Below are 17,858 nucleotides of genomic sequence, written 5' to 3'. Positions count from 1 at the left end.
TGCTATAACTAGGTTAGCAAGGAATAATGAAGCTGTTTTCCGTGTTGAACCTGGAATAACAAGGATATTAACGGAATGACCAGTTTTGTTTGTTTGATCATCCACGCAGCAATGGCGTAAGACGTATTGATCGCTCAAACAGTTAGCGGGCTGCGGGTTGCAGTCCTTACCGGTACATATACTGTACGAATTTTAGCGGGTAGACAGCGAGCGCAACGGGAAACATCCGTGCTTACGCAAGTAAGATGCTAAGACCTCTACCCTCTAAAAGATGACGAGTATAAATGGAATCTTCTCTGGAGAGTTATCCCAGGTTGTTCCCCAAATAATTGCGCTGTGGTTCCGTTTGAAACACAGGCTACCGACACTCTGCGCCTCTTAAACGAGCGACAACCGTGAGGTTGGCGACGTGAATAGTCACGAGGCCATCGGTCTACCCCGGAAAGGCAATACTCTGCTCGCAGCTTAGTCGTCAATGTAAGAATAATGAGTAAGTTACGATGAAAAGAATGTTAATCAACGCAACTCAGCAGGAAGAGTTGCGTGTCGCCCTCGTTGATGGGCAGCGTCTGTACGATCTGGATATTGAAAGCCCAGGACACGAACAGAAAAAAGCGAACATCTACAAAGGCAAAATTACCCGTATTGAACCCAGTCTCGAAGCCGCATTTGTTGATTACGGCGCCGAGCGTCATGGTTTCCTCCCCCTCAAAGAAATCGCTCGCGAATACTTCCCTGCTAATTACAACGCGCATGGCCGTCCGAACATCAAAGACGTGCTGCGTGAAGGTCAGGAAGTTATCGTTCAGATTGATAAAGAAGAACGCGGCAATAAAGGCGCTGCGCTGACTACCTTTATCAGCCTGGCGGGCAGCTATCTGGTGCTGATGCCGAACAACCCACGTGCTGGCGGTATCTCTCGTCGCATCGAAGGTGATGACCGCACCGAGCTCAAAGAAGCGCTGGCCAGTCTCGAACTGCCAGACGGCATGGGTTTAATCGTACGTACCGCGGGCGTCGGTAAATCCGCCGAAGCGTTACAGTGGGATTTAAGCTTCCGCATGAAGCACTGGGAAGCCATCCAGAAAGCGGCCGAAAGCCGCCCTGCGCCATTCCTGATTCACCAGGAAAGTAACGTTATCGTTCGCGCTTTCCGCGACTATCTGCGCCAGGACATTGGCGAAATCCTGATCGACAACCCGAAAGTGATGGAAATGGCGCGTCAGCACATTTCTGCGCTCGGTCGTCCGGATTTCAGCAGCAAAATTAAACTGTACACTGGTGAAATTCCGCTGTTCAGCCACTACCAGATTGAATCGCAGATCGAATCCGCCTTCCAGCGTGAAGTCCGTCTGCCATCCGGTGGCTCTATTGTTATCGATAGCACCGAAGCGTTGACCGCTATCGATATCAACTCCGCACGCGCAACTCGCGGCGGCGACATCGAAGAAACGGCATTCAACACTAACCTTGAAGCGGCCGATGAAATCGCCCGCCAGCTGCGTCTGCGTGACCTCGGCGGCCTGATCGTTATCGACTTCATCGACATGACACCGGTACGCCACCAGCGCGCGGTAGAAAACCGTCTGCGTGAAGCGGTGCGCCAGGACCGTGCACGTATTCAGATTAGCCATATCTCCCGATTTGGCCTGCTGGAGATGTCACGTCAACGTCTGAGCCCATCACTGGGCGAATCCAGCCACCACGTCTGCCCGCGCTGCTCCGGCACCGGTACCGTGCGTGACAACGAATCGCTGTCGCTCTCTATCCTGCGTCTGATTGAAGAAGAAGCGCTGAAAGAGAACACCAAAGAAGTTCATGCGATTGTCCCTGTGCCAATTGCCTCTTACCTGCTGAACGAAAAACGTGCCGCAGTCACCGCCATTGAATCCCGTCAGACCGACGTGCGCTGCATCATCGTGCCAAACGATCAGATGGAAACCCCGCACTACTCCGTACTGCGCGTGCGCAAAGGCGAAGAGACCACAACGCTGAGCTATCTGCTGCCGAAGCTGCATGAAGAAGAGATGGCATTGCCGGTTGATGAAGAGATCGCCGAGCGTAAAATGCCGGAACAACCTGCGCTGGCGACCTTCGTCATGCCGGAAGTTCCACCTGCACCAACCGCAGAAAAAACCGCGGTTGCCGCACCAAAAGCGAAAGCCGCCGTTGCTGCAGCCCCTGCGGCTCCTGGCCTGATTTCCCGCTTCTTCGCTGCGCTGAAAAACCTGTTTGCCGGTGCGCCGGAAAAAACCGTTGAAGCTCAGCCGGAAAAACAGCAGGAAGCCAAGCCGGAACGCCAGCAGGAACGTCGTAAACCGCGTCAAAACAATCGTCGCGACCGTAATGATCGCAACGACCGTCGTAACGATCGCGGTGACCGTAATGAACGCAGCGATCGTAACGAAAATGCGGAAGGTCGCGAACCGCGCGAGAATCGTGAAGGCCGCGAGGACAACCGTCGTAATCGTCGTGAGAAACCACAGCAGTCGACCGAAGCACGTGAAAATCGCCAGCAGTCCGCTGCCGTTGTAGAAGATGGCGACAAATCGAAGTCCCGTGACGAGCAGCAGCCGCGTCGCGAACGCAACCGCCGCCGCAATGACGATAAACGTCAAGCGCAGCAGGAAGCGAAACCGCAGAATCGTGAAGAAGCCGTCGTTGCTCAGGAAGCCGCACCGGAAGATCGCGTACAGAATATGCCGCGCCGCAAACCGCGCCAGCTGTCGCAGAAAGTGCGTATCGAAACCGCAGAGCAGACCGCCGCACGTGAATTTGCGCCGGAAGAACCACAGCAGGAAGCACCGCGTACTGCACTGGCGAAAGTTGACCTGCCGGCCGTCGTTGATGCACCAGCGCAGGCTGAGCAGGATGAAAACGGTGAAGCTCGTGATAACAACGGTATGCCGCGTCGCTCCCGTCGCTCACCGCGCCATCTGCGCGTCAGCGGTCAGCGTCGTCGTCGTTACCGCGATGAGCGTTATCCAACACAGTCCCCAATGCCGCTGACCGTCGCCTGTGCGTCGCCAGAAATGGCTTCTGGTAAAGTGTGGATTCGCTACCCGGTTACCCCGGTTCAGGATCAGGCTGTCGTTGATGCGCCAGTTGAGCAGGAAGTAATTGAGCAGCCAGCCGCGGTTGAAACCGTAGAGCAAACTGTTGCTCCGGTTGCTGCCGCTGAGCCAGCAATCGTAGAAGCACCAGTCCAGCCAGCGGAAACCGCTGTGCCAGAAGTGGTTGCCGAACCTGTTGCCGCCGTTGCTGAAGAAGCTGCGCCAGTTCAGGAAGAAGCACCGGCGCCAGTCGTTGCAGAAGAAGTGCCTGTTGTCGTTGAAGCAACTGAGCAGCCTGTCGCGGAATCTGTCGAAGCGAAAGCCGAGATTGAAGAAGTTGCAGCGCCGGTCGTGGTCGAGCCAGTCGTAGAAACTGCTCCGGTGGTTGAAGCGCCTGCTGAAGTTGAAGCCCCTGTGGCCCCAGCCGCTGCAGAACCTGCCGTGAAAGAAACCGTGGTTGAAGCCCCTGCTGTGGCTGCCAAACCGGCCGCTGTTGCGCCGTCTATCGTTGCCGCGAGCCATGCTACGGCACCAATGACGCGTGCCCCAGCGCCGGACTACGTGCCTGAAGCACCGCGTCACAGCGACTGGGTACGCCCATCCTTCGGCTTCGAAGGTAAAGGCTCCGCAGGCGGTCATAGCGCAACGCACACGGCCACTGCTGAACCAACGCGTCCGCAATCGGCTGAATAATCCGCTTCGCGCACGATGAAAAATCGGCCCTTCAGGGCCGATTTTTTTATGCCTCAAACCTCAGCAGTGGTTATCCTTTTTCCGGCTGTCGCATTCCGGCAATTTGCGGCATCACTTCGCGCATCAGGTCGAGAAATTTGCGTAACCGCACCGGATAATAGCGCGCCCAGGGATAAACCAGATGGACCGGTAACGGCGCCGTCTGCCACTGCGGCAACAGTTCAACCAACGTACCGTTTGCCAGCTCCTCTTCCACCGTCCAACTGGAAACTACCGCGACGCCGACCCCCGCCAGCGCCGCATTTTTCGCGACGTACAGGCTATCCGTACTAAGCCGCGAAGCGATAGCGATACTGACCGTCTGCCCGCTCTCCGGCTGGGTTAGCACCACTTCATGCTGGTAAAACGTGCTGATAGCAATCCATGGCAGCGCCGACAATGACGTGGGATCGACCACCGCCGGGAATCGACGCAGCAACTCGGGCGCAGCGACAATGCATCTTGGCACTTCGGCCAGCAGTACCGTTACGGTCGCCGGGTCGACTTCCGCCCCCACGCGGATCGCACAGTCAATATTGTCGCTTATAAAATCAACCGCTTTGTCATGCAGCATCCACTCCACCGACAGCTGCGGATAACGCGCCAGAAAGCCCACCAACGGTGCCAGCAACTGCTGCTGGCCAAAGGCATGTGGTGCGCGCACGCGCAGGGTACCTACCGGCTGATCATCGGTTAGCTGTAGCGCATCTTCCAACGCGAGCCACGACTCTACCACCTGACGGGCGTGGTGGTAGCAGCGTTCACCGTCATCGGTGAGTTTCATCGCATGGGTTGACCGTAGCAGCAGCTTCGCACCCAGCATCTCTTCGAGCGACTGCAAACGGCGGCTGATTGTCGCCTGGGTCGTTTCCATCTGCCGGGCGGCGGCGGAGAGTGAACCCGACTCGACGATGCGAATAAAGGTCCGCATCAGCTCGACGCGGTCTATACGCTCATTTCTTTTCATTTGCTTACTGCCTATACGCTAAACGTATAACTGTTTTACCACCACGACGGCTACCGCTCCAGCGTGAAGACACGGAAAATGCCTCCCATACACCGTTGAGGATACATAAATGACCACAGCCACATCCCCTTCGCAGACCGCCGGTCTGTTGATTTTTATCCTGGCACTCGGCGCTGGATTCAGCGTCGCCGCCATTTATTACGCGCAGCCGCTTTTGCCGCTGATGGGCGCCACCTTACACTTAAGCGTTGAAGGCATGGGCCTGATACCCACTTTGACGCAGGCCGGTTATGCGCTGGGTATCCTGTTCCTGCTGCCGTTGGGTGACCGCTACGACCGCCGCACGCTAATTCTGCTCAAAAGCCTGGCGCTGGCGCTATTGCTGCTAATCTACAGTTTGACTCAGCAATTCCATTCTCTGCTGGCGGTCAGTCTGCTTATCGGTATGGCCGCCACCATGGCGCAAGATATCGTACCGGCCGCCGCCATTCTGGCCCCTGCGGGCAAGCAGGGAAAAATGGTCGGGACGGTGATGACCGGGCTGCTGCTGGGGATCCTGCTGTCGCGTACCGTCAGCGGCGTGGTGGGCGAACTGTTTGGCTGGCGGGTCATGTATCAGGCCGCTGCGGTGAGCATCGCTTTAATTGGCCTCTTACTGTGGCGCGTTCTGCCGCACTTTACCGCGCATTCCGAACTGCGATATCCAGCGCTGATGGCCTCGATGGCGCATCTATGGCGTCGTTATCCTACGCTGCGTCGCGCGGCAATGGCGCAGGGCTTTCTCTCTATCGCCTTTAGCGCCTTTTGGTCAACCCTGGCAGTGATGCTTGCAGAGCACTATCACATGGGTAGCGCGGTTGCCGGCGGTTTTGGTATCGCGGGTGCCGCCGGTGCGCTTGCTGCACCGCTGGCTGGCGGTCTGGCCGATAAAGTCGGTGCGGAAAAAGTGACCCAACTGGGGGCGGCGCTGGTGAGCGTTTCATTTGCCCTGATGTTCCTGCTACCGGCGCTGCCAGCGATGGCACAGCTGGTCCTGATTGCCATCGCGGCCGTAGGCTTTGATCTCGGCTTACAGTCAAGCCTGGTGGCGCACCAGAACCTGGTTTACAGCCTGGAACCGCAGGCTCGCGGTCGCCTGAATGCGCTGCTGTTTACCGGCGTCTTTATCGGGATGTCGCTGGGTTCCGTTCTCGGCACTCAGGTTTACTCGCTGGCAGGTTGGGAAGGTGTTGTCGCATTAGCGACGGTGGCCGGTCTGGTGGCGCTGGCGATTCGCGTCAGTGAAACCTATCGTTTACGCAGCGCCGCGCTCGGCACCCGTTAATCGATGAAAAAAAGCCCGCGCCGGGGTAATGACGCGGGCGATAAAAACATACCCAGTTTCCAGATATGTTCAAACCTTATTTTATTATTTATTCAGTTGAAACAGTGACATACCTTGCATATCGGTAAAGGCTTTATAGGCTGCCTGCAGCGCCGTTTGCTGCATGGTGTAGTTGGAAATCGTCGAGTTCCAGTCTACGTCTACCAGGTTACTCATCTGCTGAGTTTGCGCCAGCGCGCGGTCATCACCCAGCGCGTCGAGTTTATCCAACTCGTTGAGCTGCGTCCCCAGTTCGGCACGGACTGTTAACACGTTGTTCAGCGAGTTGCTGAGGCTACGGTTAGTGCGGTCAATGGCCGCAGCCTCGATGTCTTTCGTCGCATCGTCAGCGTCTTCCAGCGGCGTGTTCAAGGACGCAATCGCGCTGTCGAGCGCGGTAAAGATATTCTGATCGGCATCCGGTTTGGCATTACTGGTGACGCTATCAAAGATCAGGTTACCGGTATGGCCAATGACCATAGAGCGTGAAGAATCCACCTGCTGCTCAACGTTGATCGTACCGCCCACATATTTCCCGCTGTCATCAAACGGCGGCGTATCGGTTTTATAACCGGCAAAAATATAGCGACCGTTGCCATCGGTACTGTTCGCCAGGTTCAGCAACTGATCGCGAATCCCCTGTAGATCGGTAGCCAGCGATGCCCGGTCGTCATCGCTGAGCGTGCCGTTACCGGCATAAACAATCTTCTCCTGCGCCGACTGAATCGCGGTAGTGACCTGTTTTAAGGTGCTCTCCTCCGTCGAGACGCGCTGGGTGGCGAAGGTACGGGCAGTGGCAAACTGGGCGTTTTGCGCCTGCGCCTGTGATAACACGACCGCCTGCGAAGCGGCGACCGGGTCGTCCGAGGCGCGGTTGACGCGTTTCCCGGTCGACATCTGCTCACCGTACTTTAACCATTCAGACTGAGAGTTGGTAATGCCGCTCATATTCTGCTGGTACATCATCAAGGTACTGACGCGCATGCTATTCCCTCTCCTTAGCGGATATTAATTAATGCGTCGAAGAGAGTGCTTGCGGTTTGCAGCACCTGCGCATTGGCCAGATAGTACTGCTGGAACAGCTGCAGGTTGCCGTACTCTTCGTCAAGGTTAACGCCTGAAATCGACTGCTGCTGATTGCTCAGCTGCGTCACCACGTTTGCCTGAGTGGTGCTGCTGCTCTTCAGGGTTGCCGTTTTGGTACCAATTGAGCTCACCAGCGCTGCGTAGGAGTCGTTAAAGGTTTTTGAACCACCGACCACTTTACTGTTCTGCAGATCCAGCAGCGCCTGACCGTTGCGGTTATCGCTTTCGCCATCGCCCACATCAGGGTTGGTCGGATCGCTCGTCGGCAACCCCATCGCAATCTGCGATTCACTGCTGATGGCCACTTTCATGTTGACGATGGCGTCGCTTACCGGCTTGACGATAAAGCTGTCGCCCGTTGCGGCAGCGTTCGTGCCACCTGATTTCAACTGTGCGGTAACCGTCAGTCCATCGAACTTCAGTACACCGTTAGCCAGATCGCTATCGGTGTCCAGTTTGACGCTGGTGTTATCAGACAGGCGCGTCACTTCCCAACCGCTGTCGGTTTTCACCACTTTGTAATCGGTAGCCTGCACGGCGGAAGACTTGGTCATCTTCACATCTAGCTCAGCATCACCTTTGTTTTTGCTGTTAGCGATGGAGGACGGTTTACCGAAATCAAAGAAATCAACGCCAGCTTTACCGTCGGCATCAATCCCCTGCTTATGTACCGTGTTAAACGCGTCGGCAAAGGCCATTGCCATCTGGTTCAGGCTGTTGCGGGTCTGGTCAAGATCCTGAGAACGGAAGGTCAGCAGACCGCCCAGTGAACCGGTGGTCAACAGTTTTTCCGGGATTTCAACGTTGCCGGCGACGTTATCGACATAGGCTACGGTGGTACGGTTGGGATCCGCGCTGCTCGGTACGGCGGCCAACTGGCTCGCTTTGCTTCCGGCAACAAGGGTATAACCGTTTGCCATGGTGATGTTATAGGTGCTGCCGTCCTGGACGTTAACTTCCACACCCACCAGCTTGTTCAGCTCGCTCACCAGTTGGTCGCGCTGATCGAGCAGATCGTTTGGCGATGCGCCTGCACCTACGCCGGTCAGGCGGGAAATTTTGTCGTTCAGGCTAGCAATCTGCGAAGAGTAGTTGTTCACCAGATCGACGGTTGAGGAGATAGACAGATTAACCTGCTTGTCCTGGTCACGCAGATACTGGTCAACGACTTTAAACTGGTTCACCACGCCGTCAGCTTTGCCCAGCACGGTCTGACGCGCAGCCGGGTCTTCGGCATTGCTCACCAGCGTTTGCAGACTGCTGAAGAAGTCCTGCAGCGTCGTCGACAGGTTGTTCGTCGTGCTGGAAATCATGCTGTCGATTTTCGAGACCTGCTCGTAGCGCGTAGTCAGACCGTTGCTCTGGCTTTGCGCAGTACGCAGCTGGTTGGTGATAAACGCGTTGTACTCACGCTGTACGCTCGAAACGTTAACGCCATTCCCCACCCAACCGCCGGCACCCAGCGTACTGTTGGCTGAAGCCAGCACCGTCGTCTGGCGGGTGTATCCGGCCACGTTGTAGCTGGCGATGTTGTTACTGGTGGTGTTCAGCGCGGCCTGCGCGGCACTGAGCCCGCTCATCGCGCTGTTAATTAAACTGGACATGAACGCTCCTTCTTAAGGCCATGGTATTACTTATCGGATGGCTAACTGCAAACTTGAGGCAAATCAGAACAGATTTTCGAGATCGTTGCGGTAGGTGTTGCTGACCTTCTCGCTCATCGATTTCAACTGCTGAATCATGCTGGTTAATTTGCGCGCGTACTGCGGGTCGGTGGCATATCCGGCGTTCTGCAACGCCTGAGCCCCCTGCTCTGCCGTTGACGCCGACGTCACTGCCGCGTAGCGCGGATTGCGGGTCAACAGGCCGACGTAGTCGGACAGCGCTTCCAGATACGAGCTGTAGACGCGGAATTTGGCTTTGACCTTCTTAGCCTCGCCGTTCTCGAACTCGGTGGTGGTGATCTCGGTGACTTTGCCCTTCCAGTCACCGGAGGCTTTAACACCAAACAGGTTGAAACTCGGCTCACCGTTTTCGCGGCGAATCTGCCGTTGCCCCCAGCCAGACTCCAGCGCGGCCTGCGCCAGAATCAGGTGGTGCGGAATACCACTTTGCTCGCTCGCCAGCCGCGCGGGCAGAGAAAGCTGGGCGAGAAAATCTTTTGAATCGCCGGACAGCGGCGTATCGCTGCTGTCCGGCGCTTTTGGCAGCGCTTTGCGCACCATCTGAGTCAGCGCCGCATTCTGGTAGCTGGTGATGGTCTGCATATCAAATTTCATCGGTACCTGACCGACGTTTTCTGCCGGTTCGGTCTGTTGCGCTGACAGCTGTTTAACCATCTCCTCTGCAAGGCCTAAGCCCTTACCCGCGGTCATCTGCTGGGCGATCTGCTGGTCATACATACTGGTGTAGAGCCGCGTCTGGTCGCTGCTGAACAGTCCATCTTTCGGGAGGGTTTCGCGCATGCTTTTCAGCATCATCTGCACGAACATCCCTTCAACCTGCCGCGCTACCGGCCGCAGGTTAGCCTGCGGATCCTGTCCGGCCTTGGTCTTCAGTTCGTTCAAAGACTGCGAGTCCCAGGCGGCGCTGGCCAGTAATTTGCTGTCAGTCAACATTAGACAATCTCCACTTTCGCCCGCAGACAGCCTGCGCTTTGCATCGCCTGGATGATAGACATCAGATCCATCGGCGTTGCGCCCAGCGCGTTAAGCGCGCGGACCACGTTGTTGAGATTGGCGCTGGCGCGAATGCTCTGCAATGAGCCGCCGCTTTGACGCAAGTCGATCTGCGTTTGCGGTGTCACCACGGTTCTGCCACCGGCAAACGGCGTATCCGGCTGGTTGACCTGCGCCGAGCGGTTGACCGTCACCGACAGGTTGCCCTGCGCCACAGCACAGCTATCCAGCGTGACTTCACGGTTCATCACCACTGAGCCCGTACGCGAGTTAATGATGATTTTCGCATCCTGCGGTGCGAGGCCGACTTCAAGATTCTGAATATCCGCCAGCAGACGCACCTGCCCACTGCCGCCGGTTGGCGCACGCACCTGCACGGTACGCGCATCCAGCGCGGTCGCATTACCCAGGCTGCTGCGGCGGTTAATGGTGTCGGCAATCTGCTGCGCCATGGTGAAATCATCATCATTAAGCTGGAGATTGATGGTATTGCCCGCGCCAAACTGGGTAGGCAGTTCACGTTCAATGGTTGCACCACCGGTAATCCGACCGCCGTTAAGCTGGTTAACCTGAACGCTGCTACCGCCCGCCGCCGCACCCGCACCGCCGACCAGGATGTTACCCTGAGCCAGCGCGTAAACCTGACTGTCGACGCCTTTTAGCGGCGTCATCAGCAGCGTGCCGCCGCGCAGACTTTTGGCGTTACCCATCGATGACACCACGACGTCGATAGTCTGCCCCTGGCGACCAAACGCCGGGAGCTGTGCGGTAACCATCACCGCCGCCACGTTTTTCAACTGCATGTTGGTGCCCGCAGGCACGGTAATGCCCAACTGTGACAGCATGTTGTTCAAGCTTTGGGTGGTAAACGGCGTTTGCGTCGTCTGGTCACCCGTGCCGTCCAGCCCCACCACCAGCCCGTAGCCGATCAGGGAGTTTTCCCGAACCCCTTGCACGCTGGTGAGATCGCGAATGCGTTCGGCGTTCGCCAGGCCGGTGACCAGCACCAGAGCCAGGGTTAGCAGAGTTTTAAACATAATTCACCTCGTTACATCGGCGACAAGTTAAGGAAGAAACGCTGCAGCCAGCCCATATTCTGTGCTTCGTTGATGTAGCCATTGCCCACGTATTCGATGCGCGCATCCGCCACCTGGGTGGATGGAACGGTGTTGCTGCCGCTGATGGTGCGCGGGTTAACGACCCCAGAGAAGCGGATAAATTCGGTACCCTGGTTAATCGCTATCTGTTTCTCACCCACGACGTGCAGGTTGCCGTTGACCAGCACCTGGTCGACGGTCACGGTTAAGGTTCCGCTGAAGGTGTTGCTCGCGTTCGCGCCGCCCTTGCCGTTAAAGGTGTTGCCACCGGACGCTTCCACATCGGCACGCTCATTGCCAAACAGCCCCTGCAGGTAGCGTGGCACGGTGTCAAAGCCAAAGTTAGTTTTGCCATCGCGGCTGGCGTTGGCCGACGAGCTTTTGCTCGCGCTGACGTTTTCTTGCAGTACGATAGTCAGGGTATCGCCAATATTGCGCGGACGTCGGTCTTCAAACAGCGGTTGATAGCCGTAGTTAATTGGCTGCGCCGTCTGGAAGATAGAACCGTTCGCCACCGGTATCGGACCGGGGATCGGCTGAGCCGTTGTCGCCCCTTCCACCAGCGGTTTGGTCGGGATCAAGGCGCATCCCGCGACGCTTATCGCGACGAGGGTTAAAAGCGGAAAACGAAACGCTGCGGATTTTTGCATTGCTTTCTTCTTCTGAATCTCAGGAACATCCCGGCATCGCTGCGCTCAGCCGGGCTACTCACTCTCTTGTAGCCCGGCTAAGCGGGGCCATCCCTTTTACAGCTGCGTCAGTTTTTGCAGCATCTGGTCGGTGGTTGATACCGCTTTGCTGTTGATCTCATACGCGCGCTGCACCTGGATCATATTGACCAGTTCTTCCGCCACGTTGACGTTAGAGGTCTCTACGTATCCCTGATACAGCAGACCCGCGCCGTTTAAGCCCGGCGTGGTGTCATTGGGCGCGCCCGACGCCTGGGTTTCGATGTACAGGTTTTCACCAATACTTTCGAGACCGGTGTCGTTCATAAAGGTCGACAGGTTCAACTGCCCTACCTGTACCGGGTTCGCCTGCCCCTGCTGGGTCACGCTGACAATGCCGTCGCGCCCAATGGTGATGCTAATGGCGTTAGCCGGAATGGTAATGGCAGGCTGAACCTGATAACCGCTGGCCGTGACCAGTTGGCCATTCTGATCCACCTGGAACGAGCCGTCACGGGTATAGCCAGACGATCCGTCTGGCAGCAGGATCTGGAAGAATCCGTCGCCTTTAATCGCCACATCTTTGCTGTTGTTGGTCTGCGACAGGTTCCCCTGGCTATGCAGACGCTCGGTTGCCACGGGGCGCACACCGGTACCAATCTGCAGGCCTGAAGGCAGCGTCGTTTGTTCGGATGATTGCGCACCCGGCTGGCGAACGGTTTGATAGAGCAAGTCTTCAAATACCGCGCGCTGGCGCTTAAAACCATTGGTACTGACGTTTGCCAGGTTGTTGGCGATAACGTCCATATTGGTTTGCTGCGCGTCGAGACCGGTTTTCGCGATCCATAATGAACTGATCATATTTTTCCTTAGCTCATTGACAGCAACTGGTTAGCTTTCTGCGTGTTTTCATCCACGCTGCTGATAACCTTCATCTGCATTTCAAACCGGCGCGAGCTGGCAATCATGTCTGCCATCGCCGCCACCGGTTTGACGTTACTTCCTTCCAGCACCCCGGATTGCAGGCGCAGCGTAGGGTCAGCCTGAAGCGTCTGTCCGCGCGTCGCGATCGCCGACGGGGTGAGATGGAAAAGCCCATCATCCCCGCGCGCCACTTCCGTCGCGTTGGCTTTCACCACCTTCAGCTTGCCCACCGGCGAGACCGTATTCGGCGGATCGCCCGGCGTCAGTGCCGAAATGGTGCCATCCGAGGCAATCGTCACCTGCGAGCCTTCCGGCACGCTCAGCGGCCCGGCTTCACCGATGACCGGGTTGCCCTGGATAGTCAACTGCCCGGTGGGACTGACCTGGATGTTGCCATTACGGGTATAGCCTTCACTGCCGTCCGTAGACTGCACCGCCAGCCAGCCGTCCTGTTGAATCGCCACGTCCAGCGGACGCGCGGTATAGTCCAGTTGCCCAGGCGTCATATCCGCCCCCGGCGTGGTTGCGGCGACCAGCGTACGTGTCTCCACGGACGGCCCCACAACCGGCACCGCGCGCATGGCGGTTAGCTGTGCGCGAAAGCCTGGTGTAGACGTGTTAGCAAGGTTGCTCGCCGTGACCGCCTGCTGCTGCATGGTCTGGCTGGCGGCGCCCATTGCCGTGTATATCGCGTGATCCATGACGTCACCCTGTTAGAGAATTAACGCAGGTTAACCAGCGTGTTGAGGATCTGGTCCTGGGTTTTGATGGTCTGCGCATTCGACTGATAGTTACGCTGCGCCACAATCATGTTCACCAGCTCTTTACTCAGATCGACGTTGGAGGCCTCCAGCGCACCGTTAGTCAGTGAACCAAAGTTGCCGGTCCCTGCGGTCCCCAGCAATGCGACGCCGGAAGACTGAGTCGCAGACCAGACGTTATCGCCTTCCGACTGCAGGCCGCCGGTGTTAGAGAAGTTTGCCAGCACAATCTGGCCCAGCAGCTGGCTTTGACGGTTGGAGTAGTTACCGACCACTGAGCCATCGTCGTTGACCTGATAGCTCACCAGGCTGCCCGGCGCATAGCCATTCTGAGTGGTGGCCACCACGTCGCTGGAGCCGGTGTTCTGCTGCATGGAGTTGAGGAAGCTGAGGTTGAAGGTGCCCGCAACGGAACCATTCAGAGACGCCACGTCAATGGCTATACCTGTTCCCGGATTTGCTGTATCCAGAATCAAGTTTCCTGGATTAGATTTGTCATCGATGTAATTCGTTACCGATTTCAGCGTACCGCTGGAGGTAAACTCCATCTGTGCCGCCTGGACCGCTTTAGCGCCGCTGATGCTGGTATCCTGGGTATAGACGTCCCACTTGTTCTCAGCCGTTTTCACGTAATACACGTTCAGATCGTGGGAGTTGCCCAGACTGTCATAGACGGTCACGGTACCTTTTTTGCTGTAGGTATCCGGATCGCTTGCGTTGAACGTTTTGGTGATGACGTCATCCGTCGAGTTCAGGTTCATCTGCATGGTGCCGGTGGTTGACGCTTTTGCCGACATCAAGGTGTTAGGAATCGACAGCGCCACCGGGTTCGCACCCTGCTGGATGGTTGGCGGCGTACCGCTGGCCGGGTAGCCGGTCAGGTTCAGTCCCTGCGAGTTCACCAGATTACGGTTCTCGTCGAGCGAGAACTGGCCGTTACGGCTGTAGTACACCGCGCCGTTGGTATCGACCAAACGGAAGAAACCGTTCTGGCTTATCGCCACGTCCAGCGCGCGTCCGGTGCTAGTGGTGGTACCGTCGGTAAAGTCCTGAGTGATCCCAGCGACTTTTACACCCAGGCCAACTTTGGAACCCGCGAACATGTCTGCGAATGACGCCGACCCGGATTTAAACCCGTAGGTGGCGGAGTTGGCGATGTTGTTGCCGATAACATCGAGGTTGGTGGCAGCCGCGTTTAAACCGCTAACCGCTTGTGAAAAGGCCATTACGTCTCTCCTGAAGTAGAGATACGCATCATCGTCCAGGCGGCATCGGGGCGGAGGGTAAACGTACCCAGCCGCGGTAACGACCTGAACAATAACGTGTATCAAGGCTTAAATAATCTGGCGAACCTGATCCAGCGTGGTGGTGCCGTAAGTTCCCAAATCCAGTTTGTTTCCGTCTTTGCCCAGGGTAACGCCCTGTACCAGCGCAAATTGCAGCGGCTGGACCACCAACTGCGTGGTGCCCTGACTCGCGGCAAAGCTGATGTTGTAAGCACCATCCGGTGCCGCCGTACCATCGTCGAGCTTGCCATCCCAGGTAAAGGTATGAACGCCCGCAGTCTGCGCGCCCATATTCAACGTACGGATCACTTTGCCATTGCCATCGGTGATGGTGGCGGTAACCTTTTCAGCCGCCTGCGTCAGCTCAATGCCGAACGGCGTGGTATCCACGCTTTCGCTGGTGCTGTTTTTTCCCGCAAGAATGGTCGAACCGGGGATCATTACGCCGTGACCCACCAATGAGCTTGCCTGCAAAGACTGGCTGCTATCGATTTGTCCGGAGATGGAGCCCAGCGTGGTATTGAGTTTTTCAATGCCGCTCAGGGTGCTGATCTGCGCCAGCTGTGAAGTTAATTCGTTGTTTTGCAGCGGGTTGGTTGGATCCTGGTTCTTCAACTGCGCCACCAGCAGCGTCAGGAAGCTGCTTTGCAGATCCGAAGAACTATTGGTACCGGTGCTGCTAACCGACGACGATGATGACGCCGCCTGGCTACTGGATGTGTCATTGATATTGGATACGACAGACATCGGTTATCTCCTTATTGTCCAAGCGTTAACGTTTTGAGCATCATGCTTTTCACGGTATTGAGTACCTCAACGTTCGCCTGGTAGCTGCGCGATGCTGACATGGTGTTCACCATCTCACCGACAACGTCGACGTTAGGCATACGGACGTAACCTTTGGCATCCGCCAGCGGGTTCCCTGGCTGATAGACCAGCTTGTCGGGCTCCTGGCTTTCCACGACGTCAGCCACCTTCACGCCACCGGTCGCGGCACCGATTGGCGCATCGACCTGGAAAACAACCTGCTTGGCGCGATACGGTTGCCCGTCCGGCCCCGCCACGCTGTCGGCGTTCGCCAGGTTACTGGCGGCCACGTTCAGACGTTTGGACTGCGCGGTCAGCGCAGAACCCGCGACGTCGAAGATATTGAGTAATGCCATGGGTTAGTTCCCCTGCTGCAGGACACTCATCATGCCCTTGATTTGTCCGCCCAGAACCGTAAGCCCGGTCTGGTACTGGAGGCTGTTATCGGCAAACTGCGTACGTTCCCGGTCCATATCAACGGTGTTTCCATCCATCGCAGGCTGGTCAGGAATGCGGTACAGCAGATCGGCTTCAGGTGTCGAAATTGTCTGGGCGGGAATATGGCGTGAAGAGGTCAGCGTCAGCGCCACGCCGCTGTTTTCCGCGCGCCCGCGCGTCATGACCTTTTTAAGTTCACTGGCAAAATCAATATCGCGCGCCTGATACCCCGGGGTATCGGCGTTAGCAATATTGGCGGCCAGAATCTCCTGACGCTCAGCGCGCAGGTTTAGAGCTTCTTGCTGAAAACGTAGTGCGGCATCGAGTTTATCGAGCATGTCTCCTCCGCTAATGACAAAGTTTCAGCTATAAGCTTAATTCTCCGCCCATGCGCGTCATCGTTGGAATAAGCGCAATATGCGTCGCTATTTATTGCGTTGATGTCGGAACAAGTTGGGTAAAATGCATACATTCGACATCCACCGGAGTGTTCAATGCGTCAGCTCATTGCCCCATTTACCGCAGCGCTACTGGCCTTCAGCCCGCTTGTACAAGCGGCCGACATCCAGACGCAGCTGACCGATTTTTTCACCCAGCGGCTGACCGGATTTAGCGATGAAGTCAGCGTCAGCCTGCGTAATGCGCAGAATCTGAAGCTGGCTTGCGATGAGCCTGCGTTTAATACGCCCGGGAACTCGCGCCTGTGGGGAAATATCACGGTGCTGGCGCAGTGCGGGAATGCGAAACAGTATTTGCAGGTGAACGTGCAGGCGATCGGCGAATATGTTGTCGCCGCAGCGCCGATTGTGCGTGGTTCACCGATTGAAGCGCAGAGCGTAACCCTGATGCGCGGCCGACTCGATCAGCTACCGCCGCGCACCATGCTGACGTTGGCCCAGGCGGAAGACGCAATAAGCCTGCGCGACGTGGCGATTGGCCAGCCCCTTCAGCTATCCATGGTGCGTCAATCGTGGCGGGTGAAAGCCGGGCAAAAAGTCGTGGTGATCGCCCAGGGCGAGGGATTCAGTATTAACAGTGAAGGCCAGGCATTGAACAATGCGTCCGTCGCGCAAAGCGCGCGGGTGCGAATGCCGTCCGGGCAGGTGGTGAGCGGACAGGTCAATACTGATGGGAATATTCTGATTAATCTATAAACGTCATAAAGAAACTGTGTCGCTTGCCGATAGATAATTAACAATTAATGAGAGTCGGCGCCTGCGCCATACAAGAGCCTCCATGAGGAAAGAACCATGAGCATTGATCGTACATCACCTCTGAAAGCTGTCACCACCGTACAGCAGCGCGAAACCCCGGAAACCAGCGCGCAGAAAACCCGTGCGGAAAAAACCACCGCAGCCACCAGCGCGAGCGTGACCTTAAGCAATGCGCAAACGGCGTTAACCCGTTCCGGTAGCAGCGATATTAATCTGTCCCGCGTGGAAGAGCTGAAAACGGCAATCCGTAATGGCGAATTGAAAATGGACACCGGCAAGATCGCCGACGCGCTAATTCAGGACACGAAAGACTATTTGCAGAGTAAATAAAAGATGAGCGGTTTGTCAGCAATACTCGACCAAATGACCAGCATCCTCACCTCCCTCAAAGAGGTGATGGATGCTGAGCAGCAGCAGCTCTCCGCAGGCAATGTCAACGGCCTGCAGCTTGCCAGCATTACCGAAGAGAAAAGCTCTCTGCTGGCAACGTTAGACTATCTGGAGAAACAGCGCCGGGTCGAACAAACAGCGCAGCGTCATGCCGAAGAAGAGATCGGCGATCGCTGGCAGGCTATTACCGAAACCACGCAGCACCTGCGCCGTGTGAACCAGCATAACGGCTGGCTGCTTGAGGGTCAGATTGTACGCAATCAGCAGGCGATTGACGTCCTCAAACCGTTCCAGGAGACGGGACTTTACGGTAAAGATGGTCAGGCAGCAGGCGGTAGTGTGGCGCGTAGCGCGAAGAAGTTTTCCGTTTAACGCTTGCGGGGCAACAGAATGT

At 56.6% G+C, this 17,858-nt stretch carries 17 protein-coding genes; 5 read left to right on the top strand and 12 right to left on the bottom strand.

Annotated features, from left to right (window positions below; genetic code table 11):
- The first annotated feature begins 500 nt into the window (after positions 1-500).
- Positions 501-3,746 carry a ribonuclease E gene (gene rne / locus KCR01S_RS04445; protein WP_061280155.1) on the top strand — a complete coding sequence of 1,082 codons (3,246 nt, stop codon included), beginning with the start codon at positions 501-503 and terminating at the stop codon, positions 3,744-3,746.
- A gap of 70 nt (positions 3,747-3,816) precedes the next feature.
- Here the strand turns inward: rne and KCR01S_RS04440 are convergent, their stop codons facing one another.
- Positions 3,817-4,752, bottom strand: a complete 936-nt coding sequence (locus tag KCR01S_RS04440; RefSeq protein ID WP_061280153.1) for a LysR family transcriptional regulator — start codon at positions 4,750-4,752, stop codon at positions 3,817-3,819.
- Positions 4,753-4,861: 109 nt separating this feature from the next.
- On the opposite strand from KCR01S_RS04440, the gene KCR01S_RS04435 reads away from it, so the two are divergent.
- A complete protein-coding gene (locus KCR01S_RS04435; RefSeq protein ID WP_061280151.1) occupies positions 4,862-6,076 on the top strand; it encodes an MFS transporter in 1,215 nt (404 codons plus the stop codon).
- An 84-nt stretch (positions 6,077-6,160) separates the two neighbouring features.
- Here the strand turns inward: KCR01S_RS04435 and flgL are convergent, their stop codons facing one another.
- The 11 genes from flgL to flgB form a co-directional block, all read right to left on the bottom strand.
- The gene (flgL, locus tag KCR01S_RS04430) at positions 6,161-7,099 is read right to left on the bottom strand and encodes a flagellar hook-associated protein FlgL (RefSeq protein WP_061280149.1); all 939 of its coding nucleotides are present in this window, start codon (positions 7,097-7,099) and stop codon (positions 6,161-6,163) included.
- Positions 7,100-7,113: 14 nt separating this feature from the next.
- Entirely contained in the window at positions 7,114-8,805 is a 1,692-nt protein-coding gene (gene flgK, locus KCR01S_RS04425; protein WP_061280147.1) for a flagellar hook-associated protein FlgK, read from the bottom strand.
- 63 nt (positions 8,806-8,868) lie between these two features.
- Complete coding sequence (flgJ, locus tag KCR01S_RS04420) at positions 8,869-9,819, bottom strand: flagellar assembly peptidoglycan hydrolase FlgJ (RefSeq protein ID WP_061280144.1); 951 nt, start codon at positions 9,817-9,819, stop codon at positions 8,869-8,871.
- Positions 9,819-10,916, bottom strand: coding sequence for a flagellar basal body P-ring protein FlgI (locus tag KCR01S_RS04415; RefSeq protein ID WP_061280142.1), 1,098 nt, complete (start codon positions 10,914-10,916; stop codon positions 9,819-9,821). Before KCR01S_RS04415 ends, flgJ begins: the two co-directional genes overlap by 1 nt.
- Positions 10,917-10,927: 11 nt before the next feature.
- Positions 10,928-11,626, bottom strand: coding sequence for a flagellar basal body L-ring protein FlgH (locus KCR01S_RS04410; RefSeq protein ID WP_061280140.1), 699 nt, complete (start codon positions 11,624-11,626; stop codon positions 10,928-10,930).
- A 96-nt stretch (positions 11,627-11,722) separates the two neighbouring features.
- Positions 11,723-12,505 (bottom strand): flagellar basal-body rod protein FlgG, encoded by a 783-nt coding sequence (flgG, locus tag KCR01S_RS04405; protein WP_052285574.1) that lies wholly within the window; start codon positions 12,503-12,505, stop codon positions 11,723-11,725.
- 8 nt (positions 12,506-12,513) lie between these two features.
- Positions 12,514-13,269, bottom strand: coding sequence for a flagellar basal body rod protein FlgF (locus KCR01S_RS04400; protein ID WP_061280138.1), 756 nt, complete (start codon positions 13,267-13,269; stop codon positions 12,514-12,516).
- 20 nt (positions 13,270-13,289) lie between these two features.
- Positions 13,290-14,555 (bottom strand): flagellar hook protein FlgE, encoded by a 1,266-nt coding sequence (flgE, locus tag KCR01S_RS04395; RefSeq protein ID WP_061280136.1) that lies wholly within the window; start codon positions 14,553-14,555, stop codon positions 13,290-13,292.
- 108 nt (positions 14,556-14,663) lie between these two features.
- Positions 14,664-15,362, bottom strand: coding sequence for a flagellar hook assembly protein FlgD (flgD, locus tag KCR01S_RS04390; protein WP_052285571.1), 699 nt, complete (start codon positions 15,360-15,362; stop codon positions 14,664-14,666).
- Positions 15,363-15,373: 11 nt separating this feature from the next.
- On the bottom strand, positions 15,374-15,778 hold the full coding sequence (gene flgC / locus KCR01S_RS04385) for a flagellar basal body rod protein FlgC (protein WP_035894207.1): 405 nt from the start codon (positions 15,776-15,778) through the stop codon (positions 15,374-15,376).
- A gap of 3 nt (positions 15,779-15,781) precedes the next feature.
- Complete coding sequence (gene flgB, locus KCR01S_RS04380; protein ID WP_052285569.1) at positions 15,782-16,198, bottom strand: flagellar basal body rod protein FlgB; 417 nt, start codon at positions 16,196-16,198, stop codon at positions 15,782-15,784.
- Between the two features lie 156 nt (positions 16,199-16,354).
- Between flgB and flgA the strand changes: the two genes are divergently transcribed.
- From flgA to flgN, 3 genes are all read left to right on the top strand, one after another.
- Positions 16,355-17,014, top strand: coding sequence for a flagellar basal body P-ring formation chaperone FlgA (gene flgA, locus KCR01S_RS04375; RefSeq protein ID WP_061280133.1), 660 nt, complete (start codon positions 16,355-16,357; stop codon positions 17,012-17,014).
- A gap of 96 nt (positions 17,015-17,110) precedes the next feature.
- Positions 17,111-17,404, top strand: a complete 294-nt coding sequence (gene flgM / locus KCR01S_RS04370; protein ID WP_061280131.1) for a flagellar biosynthesis anti-sigma factor FlgM — start codon at positions 17,111-17,113, stop codon at positions 17,402-17,404.
- Positions 17,405-17,407: 3 nt separating this feature from the next.
- Positions 17,408-17,836: a flagella biosynthesis chaperone FlgN gene (flgN, locus tag KCR01S_RS04365; protein WP_061280128.1), complete on the top strand. Its 429-nt coding sequence runs from the start codon at positions 17,408-17,410 to the stop codon at positions 17,834-17,836.
- Positions 17,837-17,858: the final 22 nt, after the last annotated feature.

It is taken from the genome of Kluyvera cryocrescens NBRC 102467 (genome assembly GCF_001571285.1).
In the GTDB taxonomy this organism is placed as follows: domain Bacteria; phylum Pseudomonadota; class Gammaproteobacteria; order Enterobacterales; family Enterobacteriaceae; genus Kluyvera; species Kluyvera cryocrescens.
This window is presented reverse-complemented; position numbering and strand designations above follow the sequence as displayed.

Coding starts and splice junctions, on each gene's coding strand:
- KCR01S_RS04410 (WP_061280140.1), bottom strand. CDS start 11,626: ATGCAAAAATCCGCAGCGTTTCGTTTTCCGCTTTTAACCCTCGTCGCG.
- KCR01S_RS04400 (WP_061280138.1), bottom strand. CDS start 13,269: ATGGATCACGCGATATACACGGCAATGGGCGCCGCCAGCCAGACCATG.
- flgC (WP_035894207.1), bottom strand. CDS start 15,778: ATGGCATTACTCAATATCTTCGACGTCGCGGGTTCTGCGCTGACCGCG.
- flgE (WP_061280136.1), bottom strand. CDS start 14,555: ATGGCCTTTTCACAAGCGGTTAGCGGTTTAAACGCGGCTGCCACCAAC.
- flgB (WP_052285569.1), bottom strand. CDS start 16,198: ATGCTCGATAAACTCGATGCCGCACTACGTTTTCAGCAAGAAGCTCTA.
- flgL (WP_061280149.1), bottom strand. CDS start 7,099: ATGCGCGTCAGTACCTTGATGATGTACCAGCAGAATATGAGCGGCATT.
- KCR01S_RS04440 (WP_061280153.1), bottom strand. CDS start 4,752: ATGAAAAGAAATGAGCGTATAGACCGCGTCGAGCTGATGCGGACCTTT.
- rne (WP_061280155.1), top strand. CDS start 501: ATGAAAAGAATGTTAATCAACGCAACTCAGCAGGAAGAGTTGCGTGTC.
- flgA (WP_061280133.1), top strand. CDS start 16,355: ATGCGTCAGCTCATTGCCCCATTTACCGCAGCGCTACTGGCCTTCAGC.
- flgD (WP_052285571.1), bottom strand. CDS start 15,362: ATGTCTGTCGTATCCAATATCAATGACACATCCAGTAGCCAGGCGGCG.
- KCR01S_RS04435 (WP_061280151.1), top strand. CDS start 4,862: ATGACCACAGCCACATCCCCTTCGCAGACCGCCGGTCTGTTGATTTTT.
- flgG (WP_052285574.1), bottom strand. CDS start 12,505: ATGATCAGTTCATTATGGATCGCGAAAACCGGTCTCGACGCGCAGCAA.
- flgN (WP_061280128.1), top strand. CDS start 17,408: ATGAGCGGTTTGTCAGCAATACTCGACCAAATGACCAGCATCCTCACC.
- KCR01S_RS04415 (WP_061280142.1), bottom strand. CDS start 10,916: ATGTTTAAAACTCTGCTAACCCTGGCTCTGGTGCTGGTCACCGGCCTG.
- flgJ (WP_061280144.1), bottom strand. CDS start 9,819: ATGTTGACTGACAGCAAATTACTGGCCAGCGCCGCCTGGGACTCGCAG.
- flgK (WP_061280147.1), bottom strand. CDS start 8,805: ATGTCCAGTTTAATTAACAGCGCGATGAGCGGGCTCAGTGCCGCGCAG.
- flgM (WP_061280131.1), top strand. CDS start 17,111: ATGAGCATTGATCGTACATCACCTCTGAAAGCTGTCACCACCGTACAG.